20 protein-coding genes are annotated in these 21,144 nt (G+C 66.6%); 15 read left to right on the forward strand and 5 right to left on the reverse strand.

Annotation, left to right across the window (positions count from 1 at the left end; genetic code table 11):
* The first annotated feature begins 4 nt into the window (after positions 1–4).
* Together LE197_RS14475 and LE197_RS14480 are read left to right on the forward strand one after the other, a co-directional pair.
* Entirely contained in the window at positions 5–265 is a 261-nt protein-coding gene (locus LE197_RS14475; protein WP_003083211.1) for a PAAR domain-containing protein, read from the forward strand.
* A gap of 683 nt (positions 266–948) precedes the next feature.
* The gene (locus LE197_RS14480) at positions 949–2,322 is read left to right on the forward strand and encodes a nucleobase:cation symporter-2 family protein (protein WP_171428995.1); all 1,374 of its coding nucleotides are present in this window, start codon (positions 949–951) and stop codon (positions 2,320–2,322) included.
* Between the two features lie 91 nt (positions 2,323–2,413).
* On the opposite strand, the gene LE197_RS14485 is transcribed toward LE197_RS14480, so the two are convergent.
* Together LE197_RS14485 and moaA are read right to left on the reverse strand one after the other, a co-directional pair.
* On the reverse strand, positions 2,414–2,743 hold the full coding sequence (locus tag LE197_RS14485) for a low molecular weight protein tyrosine phosphatase family protein (RefSeq protein ID WP_003087185.1): 330 nt from the start codon (positions 2,741–2,743) through the stop codon (positions 2,414–2,416).
* 184 nt (positions 2,744–2,927) lie between these two features.
* Positions 2,928–3,923, reverse strand: coding sequence for a GTP 3',8-cyclase MoaA (gene moaA, locus LE197_RS14490; RefSeq protein ID WP_023109009.1), 996 nt, complete (start codon positions 3,921–3,923; stop codon positions 2,928–2,930).
* Between the two features lie 235 nt (positions 3,924–4,158).
* Between moaA and LE197_RS14495 the strand changes: the two genes are divergently transcribed.
* Together LE197_RS14495 and LE197_RS37295 are read left to right on the forward strand one after the other, a co-directional pair.
* Complete coding sequence (locus LE197_RS14495) at positions 4,159–4,809, forward strand: TetR/AcrR family transcriptional regulator (protein ID WP_003087183.1); 651 nt, start codon at positions 4,159–4,161, stop codon at positions 4,807–4,809.
* A 97-nt stretch (positions 4,810–4,906) separates the two neighbouring features.
* On the forward strand, positions 4,907–5,140 hold the full coding sequence (locus LE197_RS37295; RefSeq protein WP_353615303.1) for a hypothetical protein: 234 nt from the start codon (positions 4,907–4,909) through the stop codon (positions 5,138–5,140).
* A 42-nt stretch (positions 5,141–5,182) separates the two neighbouring features.
* On the opposite strand, the gene LE197_RS14500 is transcribed toward LE197_RS37295, so the two are convergent.
* Positions 5,183–5,614, reverse strand: a complete 432-nt coding sequence (locus tag LE197_RS14500) for a GlcG/HbpS family heme-binding protein (RefSeq protein ID WP_003083199.1) — start codon at positions 5,612–5,614, stop codon at positions 5,183–5,185.
* Between the two features lie 328 nt (positions 5,615–5,942).
* Here LE197_RS14500 and gcl point away from each other — a divergent pair, with 328 nt between their 5' ends.
* The 10 genes from gcl to LE197_RS14550 all read left to right on the forward strand — a co-directional run bounded on the left by gcl (position 5,943) and on the right by LE197_RS14550 (position 18,272).
* Positions 5,943–7,718: a glyoxylate carboligase gene (gcl, locus tag LE197_RS14505; protein ID WP_003087182.1), complete on the forward strand. Its 1,776-nt coding sequence runs from the start codon at positions 5,943–5,945 to the stop codon at positions 7,716–7,718.
* Positions 7,719–7,813: 95 nt separating this feature from the next.
* Positions 7,814–8,596, forward strand: coding sequence for a hydroxypyruvate isomerase (hyi, locus tag LE197_RS14510; RefSeq protein WP_003087181.1), 783 nt, complete (start codon positions 7,814–7,816; stop codon positions 8,594–8,596).
* A 74-nt stretch (positions 8,597–8,670) separates the two neighbouring features.
* Positions 8,671–9,561 (forward strand): 2-hydroxy-3-oxopropionate reductase, encoded by an 891-nt coding sequence (locus LE197_RS14515; protein ID WP_003087180.1) that lies wholly within the window; start codon positions 8,671–8,673, stop codon positions 9,559–9,561.
* 296 nt (positions 9,562–9,857) lie between these two features.
* On the forward strand, positions 9,858–11,123 hold the full coding sequence (locus LE197_RS14520) for a glycerate kinase (RefSeq protein WP_015503184.1): 1,266 nt from the start codon (positions 9,858–9,860) through the stop codon (positions 11,121–11,123).
* Between the two features lies 1 nt (position 11,124).
* On the forward strand, positions 11,125–12,558 hold the full coding sequence (pyk, locus tag LE197_RS14525; protein WP_003083183.1) for a pyruvate kinase: 1,434 nt from the start codon (positions 11,125–11,127) through the stop codon (positions 12,556–12,558).
* 366 nt (positions 12,559–12,924) lie between these two features.
* Entirely contained in the window at positions 12,925–13,839 is a 915-nt protein-coding gene (locus LE197_RS14530) for an urea transporter (protein WP_023109010.1), read from the forward strand.
* Between the two features lie 65 nt (positions 13,840–13,904).
* Positions 13,905–14,756, forward strand: coding sequence for an ion transporter (locus tag LE197_RS14535; RefSeq protein WP_023109011.1), 852 nt, complete (start codon positions 13,905–13,907; stop codon positions 14,754–14,756).
* Positions 14,743–15,369 carry a hypothetical protein gene (locus LE197_RS14540; protein WP_003122930.1) on the forward strand — a complete coding sequence of 209 codons (627 nt, stop codon included), beginning with the start codon at positions 14,743–14,745 and terminating at the stop codon, positions 15,367–15,369. The genes LE197_RS14535 and LE197_RS14540 overlap by 14 nt, the downstream gene beginning before the upstream one ends.
* Before the next feature lie 123 nt (positions 15,370–15,492).
* Entirely contained in the window at positions 15,493–17,145 is a 1,653-nt protein-coding gene (muiA, locus tag LE197_RS14545; RefSeq protein ID WP_023109013.1) for a mucoidy inhibitor MuiA, read from the forward strand.
* 128 nt (positions 17,146–17,273) lie between these two features.
* On the forward strand, positions 17,274–18,272 hold the full coding sequence (locus LE197_RS14550) for a sulfate ABC transporter substrate-binding protein (RefSeq protein ID WP_003087175.1): 999 nt from the start codon (positions 17,274–17,276) through the stop codon (positions 18,270–18,272).
* An 81-nt stretch (positions 18,273–18,353) separates the two neighbouring features.
* Here the strand turns inward: LE197_RS14550 and LE197_RS14555 are convergent, their stop codons facing one another.
* Both LE197_RS14555 and eutH read right to left on the reverse strand, forming a co-directional pair.
* Positions 18,354–18,710 (reverse strand): DUF1937 family protein, encoded by a 357-nt coding sequence (locus tag LE197_RS14555; RefSeq protein ID WP_003083172.1) that lies wholly within the window; start codon positions 18,708–18,710, stop codon positions 18,354–18,356.
* 59 nt (positions 18,711–18,769) lie between these two features.
* A complete protein-coding gene (gene eutH / locus LE197_RS14560; RefSeq protein ID WP_003083171.1) occupies positions 18,770–20,005 on the reverse strand; it encodes an ethanolamine utilization protein EutH in 1,236 nt (411 codons plus the stop codon).
* Between the two features lie 346 nt (positions 20,006–20,351).
* On the opposite strand from eutH, the gene LE197_RS14565 reads away from it, so the two are divergent.
* Positions 20,352–21,128, forward strand: a complete 777-nt coding sequence (locus LE197_RS14565; protein WP_003083169.1) for a DeoR/GlpR family DNA-binding transcription regulator — start codon at positions 20,352–20,354, stop codon at positions 21,126–21,128.
* The last annotated feature ends 16 nt before the right edge of the window (positions 21,129–21,144 follow it).

Below are 21,144 nucleotides of genomic sequence, written 5' to 3' on the forward strand. Positions count from 1 at the left end.
CGCGATGGACATCATTCGCCTTGGCGACACCACCAGCCATGGAGGCACGGTGATTGAGGCGTTCGGCCAGACCGACCTCAACGGCAAGCCGATGGCCGGTGTAGGCCACCAAGTGGTTTGCCCCTTGTGCAAGGGAACCTTCCCCATTACCGAAGGTAGCGCCCTGCTGGATGTGAATGGGGTCCCGGTCGCGCTACATGGGATGAAAACAGCTTGTGGTGCCAGCCTGATTGCCAGTGGCCCGTTGGGCGCTGCCGAAAACTGAAAAAGGGGGGACGTTCGATATGCCGAACGACTTCGGCGACCTCCTTCGTGCCTCTCCTGTAGAACGCTCAGGAAAACTCCGCCGGCTTCTTGTCCAGCCTGACCTGCCCCGAGCCTTGGCACCTTGGCCAGTCTGCCGTTGTGCACTCCAGCAAGCGCTGGCGGCATTCTCTTTGCTCGTTGAGCGTCTCCATTGCCGCCAGGATCTACTGGCGCTCAGATAGCCGGTTGCTCTCGCGCACGTCGCTGCTTGTAGTCGCCAATGCAAGCAGGCGTTCCGCAAAGACCCATGGCTGATCCCGGGCGACAGGGTTCAAGGCCTTGCTGCACCGGGCTTGCGCTCACTGAGGTAGGGGTCGCTGAAAACTCCCAGCGGCTAGAGCACGTCGGCTATCCGACCAATGTCGTACACCGCCGGGCGTCCCGGGGGTAGCCGGCGCCAGTTCTATGGATACAGTGGAAGCAGCTCTGGAAAGCCTGTAGTAGACCGATTGGTCAACTACAAAAAATTACTTTGTATACAAAAAATCGATTGAATCGAGCACACAACGGGGATATAAAACACCCCACCGCATCGCCCTGAAGCCTGGGGTGGATGTTCGGCCAGAAATACCCGGCCGCCGGAACCTGCCTTTTCCGGTGTCCGCCTGCGACTGACAACAATAAAAACGCCTGAGGTGTTGCATGTCCGTGGTAACTGATCGCCGCATCCCCGACTCGCCCGTAGACCAGCGCCTGCCTCTGACGCAGCTGCTGCTGGTGGGCTTCCAGCATGTGCTGCTGATGTACGGTGGCGCCGTCGCCGTGCCTCTGATCGTCGGCCAGGCGGCCGGCCTCTCGCGCGAGGAAATCGCCTTCCTGATCAACGCCGACCTGCTGGTCGCCGGCATCGCCACCCTGGTCCAGTCGCTGGGCATCGGCCCGATGGGCATCCGCATGCCGGTGATGATGGGCGCCAGCTTCGCCGCCGTCGGCAGCATGGTGGCGATGGCCGGGATGCCCGGCGTGGGCATCACCGGGATCTTCGGCGCGACCATCGCCGCCGGCTTCTTCGGCATGCTCATCGCCCCCTTCATGTCGCGCATCGTGCGTTTCTTCCCGCCGCTGGTGACCGGCACGGTGATCACCTCGATCGGCATGTGCCTGTTCCCGGTGGCGATCAACTGGGCCGGCGGCGGCAAGGGCGCGGAAGACTTCGGCTCCCTGCACTTCCTGTTCCTCTCCAGCCTGGTGCTCTGCACCATCCTCCTGATCAACCGCTTCATGCGCGGTTTCTGGGTCAACATCTCGGTGCTGATGGGCATGGGCCTGGGCTACGCGATCGCCGGCGGCATGGGCATGGTCGACCTCGGCGGTCTGGCCGAGCGCCCCTGGTTCGACATCGTCACCCCGCTGCACTTCGGCGCGCCAACCTTCGACCTGGCGCCGATCCTGTCGATGTGCCTGGTGGTAGTGATCATCTTCGTCGAGTCCACCGGCATGTTCCTCGCCCTGGGCAAGATCACCGGCCGCGAGATCACCCCGACCGAACTGCGCCGCGGCCTGCTCTGCGACGCCGGCGCCTCGTTCTTCGCCGGTTTCCTGAACACCTTCACCCATTCCTCGTTCGCCCAGAACATCGGCCTGGTGCAGATGACCGGGGTGCGCAGCCGCTACGTCACGGTGGCCGCCGCCGGTTTCCTGATCCTCCTCAGCATGCTGCCCAAGGCCGCCTTCCTGGTCGCCTCGATCCCGCCGGCGGTACTCGGCGGCGCCGGCATCGCCATGTTCGGCATGGTCGCCGCCAGTGGCATCCAGATCCTCCACGAGGCCAACATCACCGACCGCCGCAACCAGTTGCTGGTGGCGGTAAGCATCGGCATGGGCATGGGCATGGTGCCGGTGGTGCGCCCGGACTTCTTCGCCCGCCTGCCGGTCTGGATGGAGCCGATCACCCATAGCGGCATCGCCATGACCGCGATCTGGGCGGTGGTGCTGAACCTGCTGTTCAACATCCTCAGCCGCAACGACCGCAGCCACTTGTGCGGCAGCCACGCGCCGGCGCCCAAGCACTCCTGACTCCCTGGCGGACCGGCGACACTCCCGGTCCGCCCTTCCCTCGGGCCGGACTTCGTCCGGCTTCTTTTTTTCCGCTCGCGGTCCGCACCACTCAGTCCCGCCGAAGGAAAGGCCCCGCCTTGCGCTCCAGCAGATGCAGCAATTCCGCCTGCATGTAGGCGTAGTCGTCCGGGATATCCAGGCAGACCAGGCGCTTGCCTTTCATCGCCGCGGCGTGCCGGCGCAGCAGCGCCTGCCGGTGGCGGCGCTCCATGACGACGACCAGCGTCGCCCACTCCAGTTGCTCCCGCTCCAGAGGCGTTTCGGCGTCCGCCGCCAGCCCGGCGGAATCGGTCTCGACGCCCGGCCAGTCGGCGAACAGCCGTTCGGCGCTGGGACTACGCAGGCGGTTGCGGCTGCAGATGAACAGGACCCGGTGCATGGGAGGCTTTCCTTTGCTGGCGCGGCAGGCAGCATGACTTCTTCGCCGCGTTTCGGTGTTGCGCCGCGTCGCTTTTCCCGGGACGGGGCAGCGAGCGGTGCGTGCCGGAACACGGTCGCCCGGGTGGCATGGGGGAGGAAGCGGCGGATGGCGCCGTTGGTGCCATCGCCCCAGGAGGATACCGTCAGCCGCCGGTCATGCTCATGAAACGCAGCACCTGGACCTGCTCCTGGGCGTCGAAGTGATGCCGCTCCGGCTTCAGGTTCAGCGCCGCCACCAGTGCCGCGCTCAGGCGCTCGCAGTCGCCGGGATGGCTGCGCAGCAGTTCGCGCAGGTCGAGCGCCCCCTCGTGGCCGAGGCAGAGCACCAGCTTGCCCTCGGCGGTGACGCGCACGCGGTTGCAGTCGCCGCAGAAATTATTGCTGTGAGGTGAGATGAAGCCGATCCGGCTGGGCTCGTCGCCGATCTGGTAATACCGCGACGGCCCGCCGCTGCGCGCCAGGCTCGGGGTCAGCGGCCAGCGGCGCTCGATGATCGCCCGGACTTCGTCGCTGGTGCAGAGAGTCAGTTCGCGACGGTGGCTGGTGATGCTGCCCAGCGGCATTTCCTCGATGAAACTGATGTCCAACTGGTTGGCCAGGGCGTACTCGACCAGGTCGAGGATCTCGTCGTCGTTGCGGCCCTTCTGTACCACGCAGTTCAGCTTGATCCGCTCGAAACCGGCTTCGCGCGCCGCCTGGATGCCGTCCAGCACCTGCTCCAGGCGATCGCTACGGGTGAAGGCGGCGAAGCGTTCGCGCTGCAGCGAGTCGAGGCTGACGTTGAGGCGGCGGACGCCGGCGGCCTTCAGCTCGGCGGCGCGCTCGCGCAGTTGCGAACCGTTGGTGGTGATCGCCAGGTCTTCCAGTTCCGCACGCTGCCCCAGGCGTGCCAGCAGGCCGGTGATGCCCTTGCGCACCAGCGGCTCGCCGCCGGTGATACGAATGCGCCGCACGCCGAGGCCGATGAAGGCGTCGGCCACCGCGTACAGTTCTTCCAGGCTGAGGACCTGGTCGCGGGGAAGGAACTGCATGTCTTCGCTCATGCAGTAGGTGCAGCGGAAGTCGCAGCGATCCGTCACCGACAGGCGCAGGTAGGTGATGCGACGGCCGAAGGGATCGACCAGGCGGGAATCGGACATAGTGACTCGTTCTGTTCCGGGGGGCTCGCCCGGCGCTCGGTGGGTGAGTGCGAGCGGGCGACTCGATACCCCTAACGAATACTCCAAATACCGGGAAATGTATAGGGCAAATGAACCGGCGGGTCAGGATTTCCCGGGCCTCCGCCTCGCTCGCACCTTGCTTGAGGGGCGCTCCGGGCGGGTGCTACCATCCTCGGCTTCCTGCCGCCGTTGCAGCAATGAAGAACAAGGACTGATGACCAGCATCCGCGAGCGCAACAAGCGCCTGATCCTCCGCGCCGCCAGCGAGGAATTCGCCGACAAGGGCTTCGCGGCGACCAAGACCAGCGACATCGCCGCCCGCGCCGGCCTGCCCAAGCCCAACGTCTACTACTACTTCCAGTCCAAGGAAAACCTCTATCGCTGCGTGCTGGAAAGCATCGTCGAGCCGCTGCTGCAAGCGTCGGCGCCGTTCCGCGTGGAAGACGACCCGCTGCTCGCCCTGCCCGCCTACATCCGCTCGAAGATCCGCATCTCCCGCGAGCTGCCGCATGCCTCCAAGGTCTTCGCCAGCGAGATCATGCACGGCGCGCCGCACCTGCCGAAGGAATACCTCGACGAACTGAACGCCCAGGCCCAGCGCAACGTCACCTGCCTGCAGACCTGGATCGACCGTGGCCAGCTCGCCCCGGTGGACCCGCATCACCTGCTCTTCGCCATCTGGGCGGCGACCCAGACCTATGCCGACTTCGATTGGCAGATTTCCATCGTCACCGGCAAGGAACAGCTCAGCGACGCCGACTACGACGCTGCGGTGGAAACCATCACCCGCCTGGTCCTGAAAGGCTGCACGCCCGACGGGCAATCCGGCAAGAGCGCCGGCCGGCTTCGGCCGCTGCCGCTCTGACCCGCCCCAGCGCCGGCTTCGCACCGAGCGGCGTGACGCGGTATTCGACCCGCGGCGGCAGCTCCGCATACACCTCGCCTGGACGCTATCGGCGGAGTTGCTCGAGCGCGGTATCCGGGTCAACGCCCTGAACCCGGGGCCGACCCGGACGCCAGCGCTGGACAAAGCCGCTACCGATGTCGAGGCCACCCAGGCGCTGAGGGAGAAGATTGGCCGGGACGCCTGGGGGAGCCGCTGGAGATCGCCAGTGCCGCGCTATTCCTGGCCTCGAACGAGCCCCGCTGCAGGTATGGCACGGAGAGCCTGGTGGATGGCGGCGTACGCTACCTGAAGAAGGGAGCGAAGGCCCGGTCCTGGTGAGCGGGCCGCAAGCTCAACCGGCGTCGGGCACCAGCCCGACCGCCAGCACGCCCTGGATCGCGCATTGCTCGTCGATATCCGAGGTATCGCCGCTGATACCGACCGCGCCGACCACCTCTGCCTTGTCGTTGCGAATCAGCACCCCGCCCGGCGCCGGAACCAGATTGCCATGGGCCAGGGTGTTCACCGCGGAAATGAACGAAGGCCGCTGCTGCGCATCCGCCGCCAGCAGCCGCGACGACTTGCCCAGGGCCACGGCGCCCCAGGCCTTGCCGATGGCGATCTGCGGTCGCAGCATGCTGGCGCCGTCCTCGCGCTGCAGCGCCACCAGGTGGCCGCCAGCATCGAGCACCGCGATGGTCAGGGGCGCGGTGGACAGCTCGCGCCCCACCGCCAGCGCCTGGCGGGTAATGCCCAGCGCGGTTTCCAGACTGATGGTGGTCATGGTCGTTCCTCTCGAGTTGTTAAGGCTAGAAATCGGGAAACCACCCGCTATGCGGGCGCGTTCGAAAATTTGTACCCAATCTAGTAGCCGACCGGCCCTACGAAAGCAACATTCCAGAACAATATGAACATAATTTTGTATACATTTTTTCAAACGCTGGTTTTATAAGCTTGCTAACAAAAATTGTAATTCATTGTTTTTATTATGGAAAAATTGATTTCAGCGGCTTTTTCCAGCGTATACAACCCATCTTGACCTTGCGCTCCCCCTCTGCCTAGAATCGTTCCAACTTTTGTACACAATTAGTATAAGAACGAGGAACAAAACGATGGCCAGAATGAGAGCAATCGAAGCCGCCGTACTGGTGATGCGCCGCGAAGGCGTGGATACCGCGTTCGGCGTCCCCGGTGCCGCGATCAACCCCATGTACGCCGCGCTGAAGAAGATCGGCGGCATCGACCATGTCCTGGCCCGTCACGTCGAAGGCGCCTCGCACATGGCCGAGGGCTACACCCGTACCAAGGCCGGCAACATCGGCGTCTGCATCGGCACCTCCGGCCCTGCCGGCACCGACATGATCACCGGCCTCTACTCCGCCTCCGCCGACTCCATCCCGATTCTCTGCATTACCGGCCAGGCACCGCGCGCCCGCCTGCACAAAGAAGACTTCCAGGCGGTCGACATCTCCAGCATCGCCGCGCCGGTGGCCAAGTGGGCGACCACCGTGCTGGAACCGGCCCAGGTCCCCTATGTATTCCAGAAGGCCTTCCAGCTGATGCGCAGCGACCGGCCCGGCCCGGTACTGATCGACCTGCCGTTCGACGTACAGATGGCCGAGATCGAGTTCGACATCGACGCCTACGAGCCCCTCCCGGTGAGCAAGCCGAAGGCCACCCGGGTCCAGGCCGAGAAGGTCCTGGCCATGCTCGACGAAGCCGAGCGCCCGCTGCTGGTGGCCGGCGGCGGCATCTTCAACGCCGACGCCGCCGAGCGCTTCCGCGAATTCGCCGAGCTGACCGGCATCCCGGTGATCCCGACCCTGATGGGCTGGGGCGTAATCCCCGACGACCACCCACAGATGGCCGGCATGGTCGGCCTGCAGACCTCGCACCGCTACGGCAACGCCACCCTGCTGGAATCCGACCTGGTGCTCGGCATCGGCAACCGCTGGGCCAACCGCCACACCGGCAGCGTCGAGGTCTATACCGAAGGTCGCCGCTTCATCCATGTCGACATCGAACCGACCCAGATCGGCCGGGTGTTCATGCCCGACCTGGGCATCGTCTCCGACGCCGGCGCCGCCCTCGACGCATTCCTCGAAGTGGCCCGCGAGTGGAAGGCCGCCGGCAAGCTGAAGTCGCGCGCCGCCTGGCTGGAAAGCTGCCAGCAGCGCAAACGCACGCTGCAGCGCAAGACCCACTTCGACAACGTGCCGGTGAAACCGCAGCGCGTCTACGAAGAGATGAACGAGTTCTTCGGCAAGGATGCCTGCTACGTCAGCACCATCGGCCTGTCGCAGATCGCCGGCGCACAGTTCCTCCATGTCTACCAGCCGCGCCACTGGATCAACTGCGGCCAGGCCGGCCCGCTGGGCTGGACCATTCCCGCCGCGCTGGGGGTGGTCAAGGCCGACCCGAGCCGCCAGGTGGTGGCGCTCTCCGGCGACTACGACTTCCAGTTCATGATCGAGGAACTGGCGGTCGGCGCGCAGTTCAAGCTGCCCTATATCCACGTACTGGTGAACAACTCCTACCTGGGCCTGATCCGCCAGGCGCAGCGCGGCTTCGACATGGACTATTGCGTGCAGCTGGCCTTCGACAACATCAACGCCCCCGAGCTGGAAGGCTACGGCGTCGACCACGTCGCGGTGGTCGAGGGCCTGGGCTGCAAGGCGATCCGGGTGTTCGACCCGAACGAGATCGGCGCCGCCCTGGCCAAGGCCCGCGAACTGATGCAACAGCACCAGGTGCCGGTGGTGGTCGAGGTGATCCTGGAGCGCGTCACCAACATCTCCATGGGTACCGAGATCAACGCCATCAACGAGTTCGAGGAACTGGCCGAGAAAGGCGCCGACGCGCCGACCGCCATCTCGCTGCTCGACTGATCGCCGGCCTTTCCCGGAGGCGCGGACGGTGCGTGCGGCACCCCGCCCCCGGCGAAAGGCCTCCCGAACGTTTGACCGAACGATAGGAGCAAGACATGCCCCGTTTCTGCGCCAACCTGTCCATGCTGTTCACCGAGGTGGATTTCCTCGAACGCTTCGACGCCGCCGCCAAGGCCGGCTTCGCCGGCGTCGAGTACCTCTTCCCCTATGACGTCGAGGCCGAGGCGATCAAGGCCCGCCTGGAAGCCAACGGCCTGGAGCAGGTGCTGTTCAACCTGCCGGCCGGCGACTGGGCCAAGGGCGAGCGCGGCATCGCCTGCCACCCGGATCGGGTCCAGGAGTTCCGCGAGGGGGTCGACAAGGCCATCGCCTACGCCAGGGTGCTGGGCAACCGCCAGGTGAACTGCCTCGCCGGGATCCGGCCGCAGGGGCACGACTGCGCCAGCGTCGAGAAGACCTTCGTCGACAACCTGCGCTACGCCGCCGACAAGCTGGAAGCCGCAGGCATCCGCCTGGTCATGGAGATGATCAACACCCTCGACATCCCCGGCTTCTACCTGCAGAACACCCGCCAGGCCCTGGAGATCCGCGACAAGGTCGGCAGCGCCAACCTGTTCCTGCAATACGACATCTATCACATGCAGATCATGGAAGGCGACCTGGCCCGCACCCTGGAAAACCAGTTGGCGGCGATCAACCACGTGCAACTCGCCGACAACCCCGGCCGCCACGAACCGGGCACCGGCGAGATCAACTACCGCTTCCTCTTCGAGCACCTGGACCGCATCGGCTACCAGGGCTGGATCGGCTGCGAGTACAAGCCGGCCACCACCACCGAAGCCGGCCTCGGCTGGATGAAGACGCACAACGTCGTCTGATCCGCACCCACGAACAAGACGCTCCCGCCTCCCTGCGCGGAGCCACTCGACAGACAGAACCAGGAGACACTCTCATGGCCAAGATCGGATTCATCGGCACCGGAATCATGGGCAAGCCCATGGCGCAGAACCTGCAGAAGGCCGGCCACAGCCTGTTCCTTTCCACCCACCACGACGCCGCTCCGGCCGACCTGCTGGAGGCCGGCGCCATTGCCCTGGCCAACCCGAAGGAAGTGGCCCAGGAAGCCGAGTTCATCATCGTCATGGTGCCGGACACCCCGCAGGTCGAGGATGTGCTGTTCCGCAAGGACGGTATCGCCGAGGGCGTCGGCCCGAACAAGGTGGTGATCGACATGAGTTCGATCTCCCCCACCGCCACCAAGGGCTTCGCCGAGAAGATCAAGGCTACCGGCGCGCAGTACCTGGACGCCCCGGTCTCCGGCGGCGAGGTCGGCGCCAAGGCGGCGACCCTGAGCATCATGGTCGGCGGCTGCCCGAACACCTTCGAACGCGCCCTGCCGCTGTTCCAGGCGATGGGCAAGAACATCACCCGCGTCGGCGGCAACGGCGACGGCCAGACCGCCAAGGTGGCCAACCAGATCATCGTCGCGCTGAACATCCAGGCGGTCGCCGAGGCCCTGCTGTTCGCCGCCCGCAACGGCGCCGATCCGGCCAAGGTGCGCGAGGCGCTGATGGGTGGCTTCGCCTCCTCGCGGATCCTCGAGGTACACGGCGAACGCATGGTCAAGGGCACCTTCGACCCGGGCTTCCGCATCAGCCTGCACCAGAAGGACCTCAACCTGGCCCTGGCCGGCGCCCGCGAGCTGAACCTGAACCTGCCCAACACCGCCAACGCCCAGCAGGTGTTCAGCACCTGCGCGGCCATCGGCGGCAGTAACTGGGACCACTCGGCGCTGATCAAGGGCCTGGAGCACATGGCCAACTTCTCGATCCGCGACGAGTGATCCGCAGTCCGCGCGGGCCGTCACCCCGCGCGGAGCGACGAACCCCTTTTCGAAGGGCTCGGGGAGAGGAACGGTCGGCGAACTCCGGTGTTCGCCGCCGCCCTCTTCCTTCCCCGCCCACAAGGCGGGGTAAAGGAAGCGAACGCCCGGCCGGGAGATTCACGGCCTCTGCGTCCGGGCGCCTCGCTTCCATTCCCCAGTTCCCGCCGGCGCGGGTGCTGCGGAATGGAAGCGTCGACGACGCTGCGACCGCCGGTCCGACCGGCGGCACGACAACAAGAAATTCGGAGCCTGTCATGAGTACCGATCCACGCGCCTTTCTCACCGAGCTGTTCAATACCGCGGTGGCAGCCGGCCATCCCTACCAGGTGCTGGCCGACCACCTGCCGGAAGATCGCAGCGGGCGCGCCATCGTCATCGGTGCCGGCAAGGCCGCCGGAGCCATGGCCGAAGTGGTGGAGAAGCACTGGCAGGGCGAGATCCAGGGCCTGGTAGTGGCGCCTTACCGCTACGGCGCGCAATGCAGTCGCATCGAGGTGGTGGAAGCCTCCCATCCGGTGCCCGACGACGCCGGCGAGCGCGTCGCCCGTCGCGTGCTGGAACTGATCAGCGGCCTGAACGAGAGCGACCGGGTGATCTTCCTTCTCTCCGGCGGCGGCTCCGCACTGCTTTCGCTGCCTGCCGAAGGCATCGGCCTGGCGGACAAGCAGGCGGTGAACAAGGCGCTGCTCAAGTCCGGCGCCGCCATCGGCGAGATGAACTGCGTGCGCAAGCACCTCTCGGCGATCAAGGGCGGTCGCCTGGCCAAGGCCTGCTGGCCGGCCAGCGTCTATACCTACGCGATTTCCGACGTTCCCGGCGACGAGGCCACGGTGATCGCCTCCGGCCCCAGCGTCGGCGACCCGACCACCTCCGCCGATGCCCTGGCGATCCTCAGGCGCTACGCCATCGACGTGCCGCAGAACGTCCTCGACTGGCTCGCCGACCCGCGCTCGGAAACCGTCAAGCCCGACGACCCGTGCCTGGCGCGCAGCCACTTCCAGTTGATCGCCACGCCACAGAACGCCCTCGACGCAGCAGCGGTGAAGTGCCGCGCGGCCGGCTTCTCGACGCTGATCCTCGGCGACCTGGAGGGCGAGGCGCGGGAAGTCGCCAAGGTCCACGCCGGCATCGCCCGGCAGATCCGCAAGCACGGCCAGCCGCTGGCGGCGCCCTGCGTGATCCTCTCCGGCGGCGAGACCACCGTCACCGTGCGCGGCAACGGTCGCGGCGGACGCAACGCCGAGTTCCTCCTCAGCCTCACCGCCGAGCTCAAGGGCGAACCGAACATCTGGGCCCTGGCCGGCGACACCGACGGCATCGACGGCTCGGAAGACAACGCCGGCGCGTTGATGACGCCCTGCTCCCATGCCCGCGGCGAAAAGGCCGGGCTGAAGATCCGCGACGAGCTCGACGACAACAACGGCTACGGCTATTTCCAGGCCCTCGGCGACCTGCTGGTGACCGGACCGACCCGCACCAACGTGAACGACTTCCGCGCCATTCTCATCCTCGAGTCCTGACATGACAGCCGACAAGAAAGCCAAGATCCTCGCCACCCTCGGCCCGGCCACCCGCAGCCGCGACGATATCCGTGCCCTGGTGGAGGCCGGCGCCAACCTGTTCCGCCTGAACTTCAGCCACGGCGACTACGCCGATCACGCGCAGCGCTTCGCCTGGGTGCGCGAGGTGGAAGCGGAGCTGAACTACCCGATCGGCGTGCTCATGGACCTGCAGGGTCCGAAGCTGCGAGTCGGCCGCTTCGCCGCCGGTGCCGTGCAATTGCAGCGTGGGCAGACCTTCACCCTCGACCTCAGCGACGCCCCCGGCGACGAGCGGCGGGTCAACCTGCCGCATCCGGAGATCATCCATGCCCTGGAACCGGGCATGAGCCTGCTGCTGGACGACGGCAAGATCCGCCTGGAAGTGGTCAACTGCCACAGCGACGCCATCGAGACCCGCGTGGCGGTGGGTGGCGAGCTGTCCGATCGCAAGGGCGTCAACGTGCCGGAAGCGGTGCTGCAACTCAGCCCGCTGACCGACAAGGACCGCCGCGACCTGGCCTTCGGCCTGGAACTGGGGGTCGACTGGGTGGCGCTGTCCTTCGTGCAACGCCCGGAGGACATCGACGAGGCCCGTGGGCTGATCGGCGACAAGGCCTTCCTCATGGCCAAGATCGAGAAGCCCAGCGCGGTGAGCGCCATCGAGGCGATCGCCGAGCGCGCCGACGCGATCATGGTGGCGCGCGGCGACCTCGGCGTAGAGGTGCCGGCGGAGAGCGTGCCGGGCATCCAGAAACGCATCGTCCAGGTCTGCCGCCAGCTCGGCAAGCCGGTGGTGGTGGCCACCCAGATGCTCGAGTCGATGCGCTTCTCCCCCGCCCCGACCCGCGCCGAGGTGACCGACGTAGCCACCGCGGTGGGCGCCGGCGCCGACGCGGTGATGCTCTCGGCGGAAACCGCTTCCGGACAATACCCTCGCGAGGCGGTAGAGATGATGGCGAAGATCGTCCGCCAGGTGGAGGCCGAGCCGGACTACCACGTCCAGCTCGAGGTCAACCGTCCGCAGCCCGACGCTACCGTCTCCGATGCGATCAGCTGCGCGATCCGCCGGGTCAGCCGGATCCTCCCGGTGGCGGTGCTGGTGAACTACACCGAGTCGGGCAACTCGACCCTGCGCGCCGCCCGCGAGCGGCCCAAGGCGCCGATCCTCAGCCTGACCCCGAACCTGCGCACCGCGCGGCGACTGACCGTGGCCTGGGGCGTGTATTCGGTGGTCAACGAGCAACTGGCGCACGTCGACGAGATCTGCTCGACCGCCCTCGACATCGCCCTGGCCCAGCGCATGGCGCGCCGCGGCGACACCGTGGTGGTCACCGCCGGCGTGCCGTTCGGTCGCCCCGGCTCGACCAACATGCTGCGCATCGAGACCGTGGCGCCGCCGCTGGGAGATCTCTGAAGCAACGAGTTCGGTCCGGCTCGCGCCGTCCCCCCGGGCATGCGGGTCGGGCCACCCTTGTCTCTCTCGGATGGATGGGGCCGGAAATACGGGGCCGCGTCTCCATCCATCCGGGAAAGACCTTCTTGTCGGACCATGGCCTCCCTCGCGCACTCCCATGCAGGCCATGGACATTCAAGGCCTCCGGTTCAACTCCTGCCGGAGGTCTTTTTTTCTTCTTGGAACGCCCTGCATGCATGACCCTCGCCTGGCCTTCTCGTCCGGGGTGCGTCGCCTCCGCGCCAGCCCCTACAATGACCACCCCCGCCCCTCGCGCAGGCCTGGCATCTCCGTGCCTGCCGAGCGGCCCTTGCCGCACTGACCGCCATGCCCCTGCAATCTCTCCTCAATGCATCCCGAATCCTCCTGCGCGGCATCAGCCAGGTGTTCCTCCAGGGCGACCCACGCCTGGGCCTGGCCTGCCTGCTGGCGATCGCCGTCGGCGCGCCGCCGCTGCTCGCCGGCGCCCTCCTTGGCGGCGCCCTCGGCCCGTTGCTGGCGCGCCTGTTGCACTGCGCCGACAGCGACATCGAGGCCGGGCTGTACGGCTACAACGCCGTGCTGATCGGCATGCTGCTGGCATTCCGCTTCGCCTGGTCGCCGGGGCTGGTGTCGCTGGTAGCGCTCGGCTGCCTGGCCAGCGTGGCGTTGCAGCGCCTGTTCCTGCATGGGCTGCGCCGACGCCGCTGGCTACCGCCCTATACCCTGGGCTTCGTCCTCAACGGCTGGTGGCTGGTGCCCCTCGGCGCCTGGCTAGGCCTGGCCCCGGCGGCCCATGGCGGCTGCTTCAGCTGCGCCTGGAGCGGCACGGCGGAGCTGGCGGCGCTAACGCTGGGGATCGGCGAGATCATCTTCCTCGGTGAACCGCTGGCAGGGCTGCTGGTCTGGCTCGGCCTGCTGCTGGTCTCGCGTCCCTCGGCCGCCTGGGCCCTCGCCGGCGCCGCGGCCAGCCTGCCGCTGGCCTGGCTGCTGGGCTACGACTGGGCGAGCGCGCTCGCCGGGCTCTACGGCCTGAACGCCGCCCTTGCCGGGCTGGCCCTGGCCTTGCGCTACCGCAGCGCCTGGCCGCCACTGCTCGGCATGGGCCTGGCGGTGACGCTGCAACCGCTGTTCGGCCTGCTCGGCCTGCCGGCGCTGACCGCACCGTTCATCCTCGCCTGCCTGCTTTGCATCGGCGGCGAGCGCCTGTACCTGCGCCTGGCCGGCAGCCTCGGTCCGTGCCTCGGCCGGCGACGCTCCTGAGCGGGGGAACGCTGGCGCCGGCGGGCTAGTCTGGTAAGGTGCCGCATCCATCATCAGGAGCCACGATGAGCGCACCCGACAGCTGGCGCGAACGCCTCTACATCGTCATCTTCCAGACCGACACCCGCGACGGCCGGAGCTTCGACAGCGCGCTGCTGCTGGTGATCCTGGCCAGCCTGCTGGTAGTGATGATCGACAGCATCGACGAAATCCACCAGGACTACGGCGACCTGCTGGCCTACATCGAATGGGGCTTCACCGGCATCTTCCTGGTGGAATACCTGCTGCGCCTGTACTGCTCGCCCAAGCCGCTGCGCTATGCCTTCAGCTTCTACGGCCTGGTCGACCTGCTGGCGATCCTCCCTGGCTTCCTCGCCCTGCTCTACCCCGACGCCCAATACCTGCTGATCGTCCGGGTGATACGCATGCTGCGGATCTTCCGCGTGCTCAAGCTGCGCCAGTACCTGAGCCAGGCCAATTTCCTGCTCACCGCTCTGCGCGGCAGCAAGCAGAAGATCATCGTGTTCTTCCTCACCGTGATGACCCTGGTCACCGTGTTCGGCGCGCTGATGTACGTGGTCGAAGGCCCGGAGCACGGTTTCACCAGCATCCCCCGCGGCATCTACTGGGCGATCGTCACCCTGACCACGGTCGGCTTCGGCGACATCACCCCGAAGACCCCGCTCGGCCAGGCCATCGCCAGCCTGGTGATGCTCACCGGCTACTCGATCATCGCGGTGCCCACCGGGATCTTCACCGCCGAACTCGCCACCGCGATGCGCCAGGACCCGGCCAACCTGTTGCAGCGGGATTGCCCGGTGTGCCGCAAGGCGACCCACGAAGTGCAGGCGGCATTCTGCTGCCGCTGCGGCAACCCGTTGTTCCCTCGCGAGGAAGGCAGCCATGGGAAGTCTTGACCGGCAGCGCTGGGACGCCCTCTGGCAGCGACTCGGCGGCAACCCGCCGGCGGATGCCTTCGACGCGCTGCTGGCGGCCTATGGCGGGGCCGACCGGCACTACCACAGCGATCGCCACATCCTCGCCTGCCTGGAGCACTTCGACCGCTGGCGCCAACTGGCGCTGCGGCCGGACCTGGTGGAGCTGGCGTTGTGGACCCACGACCTGGTCTACGACACCCAGCGCCAGGACAACGAGGCCGCCAGCGCCGCCAGCACCGAGCACTGGCTCGACCAGGCCGGGCTGGCGGCGCTGCGGCCGGCCCTGCGCGAACTGATCATGGCCACCTGTCACCAGGCGCCGCCGGGAGACGCCGACGCAGCCCTGGTGGTGGATATCGACCTCGCCATCCTCGCCGCGCCGGCGCCGGTCTACGCACGCTACGAGGCGGACGTCCGCGCCGAATACGCCTGGGTGCCGGAACCGCTGTTCCGCGCCGGGCGCGGCAAGTTGCTGCGCCAGTTGCTGGAGCAACCGGCGCTGTACCACTGCGAACCGCTGCGGCAACGCTGGGAGGCCGCCGCCCGCGCCAACCTGCGCGGTGCCCTGGAGCGCCTGGAACAGCCGGCCTGAGCCGCACGGGAAAATTTCTTCGCGCCGCTTAACCCGTCTTTCGCCGCGCTTGCGTCTCAGGCAGCAGGAAGGGACCGCACGCATGGGTTCCTCGCCCCTCCATCCGCCCAAGGAAGAGATATCGTGAATCGACTCGCCGCCTCTCCGCTCCTGTTCGCCGGCCTGTTCGCCAGCGCTCCGTTGCTGGCCGCGCCACAAGCGGTCGACAGCCGCATCAGCGCGGTCACCGTCTACGCCGACCGTGCCGTGGTCACCCGCACCGCCCGCCTGCAATTGCCCAAGGGCCAGCATGAGATCGCCCTGGAGCAACTGCCCTTCCAGCTCGACGACACCAGCCTGCGCGCGTCCCTCGGCGCCAGCGCCGCCACCCTGCTCGACGTCAGCAGCGCCGCGCAACGGGTCGAGCGCCCGGACGACAACCGTGTGCAGCAGCTCGACCAGCAACTGCGCGAGATAGACCGGCAACTGCGGGAAATCCATGACCGCGGCAGCGTGCTCGAAGCGCAGAAGAAGTTCCTCGCCGACATCCAGAGCGGCAGCACCCAGCCCGGCAAGGATCGCCCCATGCCCGGCATCGACGAGCTGAAGAGCCTGCTGCAACTGACCGAAGGCAACCTCGAACGCCTGCTCGCCGAGCAGCGCCAGCTGGACGACCGCGCCGCCGAACTGGAACAGCGCAAGCAGCAGTTGCAGGAGCAGCGCGGCACCCTCAACGGCGACGGCAAGCGCTTCAAGCGCGCGGTCCTGCGGGTCGCCCTGGAGCAACCGGCACAGGTCGAGGTGAAGCTCGACTACACCCTGCGCGACGCCTCCTGGCAGCCGACCTACGACGCGCGCCTGCGCGACGGCGCGAAGACCATCGAACTGACCTACCAGGGCCTGGTCCGGCAGAGCAGCGGCGAAGACTGGACCGACATCGACCTGACCCTCTCCACCGCCCGTCCGGCCCTGGGCGGCAACGTACCGCGGCTGAATCCCTGGATCGTCGACATCGACGCGCCCAACGCCTACTACGGTGCCGAGATGGCCATGCAGGACGCTCCGGCGCCCATGCCGCAAGCCGCTCCCATCGCCAGGACCTCGGCGAAGATGGCCATGCCGGCCCCGGCGCCGAAGCTGGCCGAGGCGCGGCTCGCCACCGCGGAGGTCAGCAGCGGCGCCGCCAGCGCCTCTTTCCACATCCCCGTGCCGGCGACCCTGAACAGCGACGGCAGCGCGCAGAAGGTCACCATCGCCCGCCTGGAAATGCCGGCCAAGCTGCGCTATCTGGCGGCCCCGGCCCTGCGCGAAACCGCCTACCTGGAGGCGGAGACCCGCAACGACAGCGACTACCCGCTGCTCCCCGGCACCCTGAATACCTTTCTCGGCAACAGCTTCGTCGCCAGCGGCCATCTGCGCGGGGTGATGCCCGGCGAGAGCTTCGAACTGGCACTGGGCGCCGACGAGGGCATCGGCATCGAACGCAAGCTGGTCAAGCGCTATACCGACAGCAGCGGCCTGATCGGCAACCGCACGCGGGTCAACTACGAATTCCGCATCGACGTGCGCAACAACCACAAGAACGCCGAACGCGTGCAGTTCGAGGACCAGTTGCCGGTCTCGCGCAACGAGCAGATCCAGGTCACCTTGCTGGAACCCAAGGCGCAGGAAGTCAAGCGCGAGGACGACGGCAAGCTGAAGTGGGACTGGACCCTGCAACCCGGCGAGAAACGCAGCGCCACCCTGAAGTTCAGCGTGGAGTATCCCAAGGACCTGGCGGTCAGCGGCCTCGACTAGCGCTGGCCAAAGCGCCGGCCGCGGCATAGGCTCGAGCGGGTAATAAGCAAAGCAGTTTTTGATATTTACCCTGCATATAACCCGACGTTATAGTCGAGCCACTACAACATGCTCAAAGGAACTGCCCTGTGAAACGACTGTTCAGCGCCTCCCTGCTGGCCGCCGGCCTGGCGCTCGGCGGCGCCGCTCACGCCGCCCAGCCCCTGCTCAACGTCTCCTACGACGTGATGCGCGACTTCTACAAGGAATACAACCCGGCCTTCCAGAAATACTGGAAAGCGGAGAAAGGCGAGAACATCACCATCCAGATGTCCCATGGCGGTTCCAGCAAGCAGGCGCGCTCGGTGATCGACGGTCTGCCCGCCGACGTCATCACCATGAACCAGGCCACCGACATCGACGCCCTCGCCGACAACGGCGGCCTGGTGCCGAAGGACTGGGCGACCCGCCTGCCGAACAACAGCGCGCCGTTCACCTCGGCCACCGTGTTCATCGTTCGCAAGGGCAACCCCAAGGCCCTGAAGGACTGGCCGGACCTGCTCAAGGACGGCGTCCAGGTAGTGGTGCCGAACCCCAAGACCTCCGGCAATGGCCGCTACACCTATCTCTCCGCCTGGGGCTACGTGCTGAAGAACGGCGGTGACGAGAACAAGGCCAAGGAATTCGTCGGCAAGCTGTTCAAGCAGGTACCGGTGCTCGACACCGGCGGCCGCGCCGCCACCACTACCTTCATGCAGAACCAGATCGGCGACGTACTGGTGACCTTCGAGAACGAAGCCGAGATGATCGCCCGCGAATTCGGCCGAGGCGGCTTCGAGGTGGTCTACCCGAGCGTGTCCGCCGAGGCCGAGCCCCCCGTGGCGGTGGTCGACAAGGTGGTCGAGAAGAAAGGCAGCCGCGCCCAGGCCGAGGCCTACCTGAAGTACCTGTGGTCGGACGAGGGCCAGACCATCGCCGCCAACAACTACCTGCGCCCGCGCAACCCGGAGATCCTCGCCAAGTTCGCCGACCGCTTCCCGAAAGTCGACTTCTTCTCGGTGGAGAAGACCTTCGGCGACTGGCGCAGCGTGCAGAAGACCCACTTCATCGACGGCGGCGTATTCGACCAGATCTACAGCCCCAACTGATCCCTCGCCGCTTGACGAAAAAGCCGGAAGCGCTCGCGCTTCCGGCTTTTTCATTCGGCTTGCAGTTCAGCCACTGCCGCCTCAGCGAAACTCGTGCTCCACCTCGGACCAGAGGCTGACCCGCTGTCCGCCGGCCTCGAAGAACTCCATCTCGCGGCGGATGCCGGCGCTGTCTCGCCAGCCCGGCAGGTCGAGGACGATCAGCTCTTCCAGGTGATCCATGTAGAAGGCGTCCACCGGCGCCCACAACCTGCCGATCGCCGCGCGGTCGAGCTCGGCCAGGCACAGGTTGATCGGGTGGGACATGGAGACCTGGCTGAATACCACGTGGCCGGCGCGGACGATGGTCGCCGCGACCTCGTTGCAGGCACGGAAGCGCTGCTCGACCACCTCGGCGTCGGCATGGCTGTAGGGACAAGCTAGGAATATCTTGCGCATGGTTACCTCGTTGCGGAAAGCGACGCCGCGATGGCTCGCGGCGCTCGTCGGGGGATGTTTCAGGCTGCGTGCAGGGCGCTTTTTTCCGCCTCGTCATGCTCCTGCTCCTGCCGCGCATAGCGCTCGGCGGCAGGCACCGAGATGCGGATGGCGATGAATACCGCCAGCAGGCCGCCGAACAATTTGCCGAGCAGGATCGGCAGGATCAGCGTCGGCTGGAAGTTGGCGGTGAATGCCAGGTGATCGCCGATGGTGGCCTGGGCGCAGACGCCCAGGGCCACGCAAAGCACCTTGTCGCGAGCATTCATGTATTTGAACAGGTGGTAGGTGGCGATGATGTTCGCCAGTACCATGACAAAGGCGGTGGCGCCCGGCTGGGACAGCCCCAGGTAACGGCCGAGGACCGCCATCGGGCGCTTGCAGTAGCGCTGGAACAGGTAGCAGATGGGGAAGGTCCCGGCCAGCATGATGCCGATGTAGCCAGCGATCTCGATGGCGCGGAACAACTCTTTCTCGTCGGCGAACATCGGGTCGAAGCCCCAGCCGCCGAAGACCTTGGTGAAGACTCCGGTGAAGTGCTGGACGATGGAAAGCGCCAGGGCCATCTTGATGAACGCGTCCATCACCTTGCCGAATACCAGGAACCCGGTGACCATCGCCGTCGCCCGGTACTTCAGGCCGGCGGCCAGCAGGAAGCAGAAGACGAACAGCGGCGCCAGCAGCCGAAGCATGTCGAGGAAGTCCAGCGACAGGTAGTGCAGGGCCGGCGAACCGGTCGATACCAGTTCGCGCACCGGGATGTGGTTGAGGGTAATCAGCAGCAACGCCGCCAGCACCGCGAACGGAATGCTGATCAACCCGGCCATCGCCCCCAGCGCCAGGTACTTGTGGTCCTTGCGCTCGAGCATGGTCAGGCCGACCGGGATCAGGTAGACGATGGTCGCGCCGGAGGTGTAGCCCACCAGCATGGCGGTAATCCACATGTCGCGGTTGGCGGTCAGGGCATCGGCCAACTGGTAGCCGCCCATGTCCACCGCGATGATCGACAGCGCGGCGATGGATACGTCGGAACCGAGGGTCTGGAAGAACGGGCCGAGGGCATGGGAAATCGCCTTCGACAGATAGGGAATGGCTACCATGATGCCGGCCTGGGCGAGGAACACCGGACCGATGGCGTGGATGCCGTTGACGAACTCGCGGCCCAGACCGCTTTCCGGGCGCAGGATGGAAGCCAGCGCGCCAAGTACCGCACCCAGCATGATCAGGTAAATCACATAGTTTCCGAACTCGGCCATCTGCGTCGTTCTCCCCTCGGCAGGCTCCCGTAGCGGGATGCGTTCTTCTGGTTGTCTGGTCGGGAGGCCGGCCACGCCGGTCGCTCCGCCGAAGCGAACACTCGCATTTCGCGTGCCACAATTTGGTTTTCGTGTTGATTTGAAGGTTCGTTTTACCTAAATTGGTCACCCATACGGTCAAGTAGGCGGCCAATCCAAGAGCGTACCTGCCTTACGGACCTGTGAGATTTTCCGCCGGGCCTGCGCAAAGCCTCGCCCCGCCCCCTTCCGCCCAGCGCCGCCAGGCGCTACCGGGCGATTCACGGTAACAATCGCCGCACCAGGATGCGGCCCATGGGAGAACACGATGCGCCCCGAGGAACGCCGCCGCCACATTCTCGAATTGCTGCGCCAGCGCGAGCGGATCTCGGTGGACGAACTGGCGCGGACCCTTTCCACCTCTCAGGAAACCATTCGCCGCGACCTCGCCGCGCTGGCCGAACAAGGCCTGGTCAGCAAATTCCACGGAGGGGCCGCCCTGCCGCCCAGCGGCGAGCACGAGAACGCCTTCCAGACGCGAATGAACGAGCACGCCCAGGAAAAACGCGCAGTCGCCCGCTACGCCGCCGGCCTGTTCGGGCCCGGTGACAGCATCTTCATCGACACCGGCACCACCACCCTGCTGTTCGCCCGCGAACTGGCGCGCCAGAGCCATCTGACGGTGATCACCAACTCGCTGTTGATCGCCGGCAGCGTCGGCGCCTCCGGCAACCGTGCATTCATGATCGGCGGCGAGTACCGCCCGGAATCCGAACAGAACGTCGGCGCCCTGGCCATCGAGCAGATCGCCCGGTTCAACGCCGAGCATGCGGTGATCACCGTCGGCGCGCTGAACGGCGATGGCGCCATGGATTTTTCCATCGAGGAAGCCGAGATCGCCCGTGCCATGATCGCCCAGGCCCGCCAACTGACGGTTATCGCCGACTCCTCGAAGCTCGGCCGGCGCGCCCTGTTCCAGGTCTTCCCGCTGAGCCGGATCAACCGCCTGGTGGTCGACCGCAAGCCTACCGGGGAACTCTGGGAAGCCCTGCAACAGGCGCGGGTGGAAGTCCACGAAGCCCCCCTGCGCACCCCGCAGGCCTGACTCCCCTCGCGCGCAG

The sequence above is a fragment of the Pseudomonas sp. PS1(2021) genome, assembly GCF_020405165.1.
Classification (GTDB): Bacteria; Pseudomonadota; Gammaproteobacteria; order Pseudomonadales; family Pseudomonadaceae; genus Pseudomonas; species Pseudomonas aeruginosa.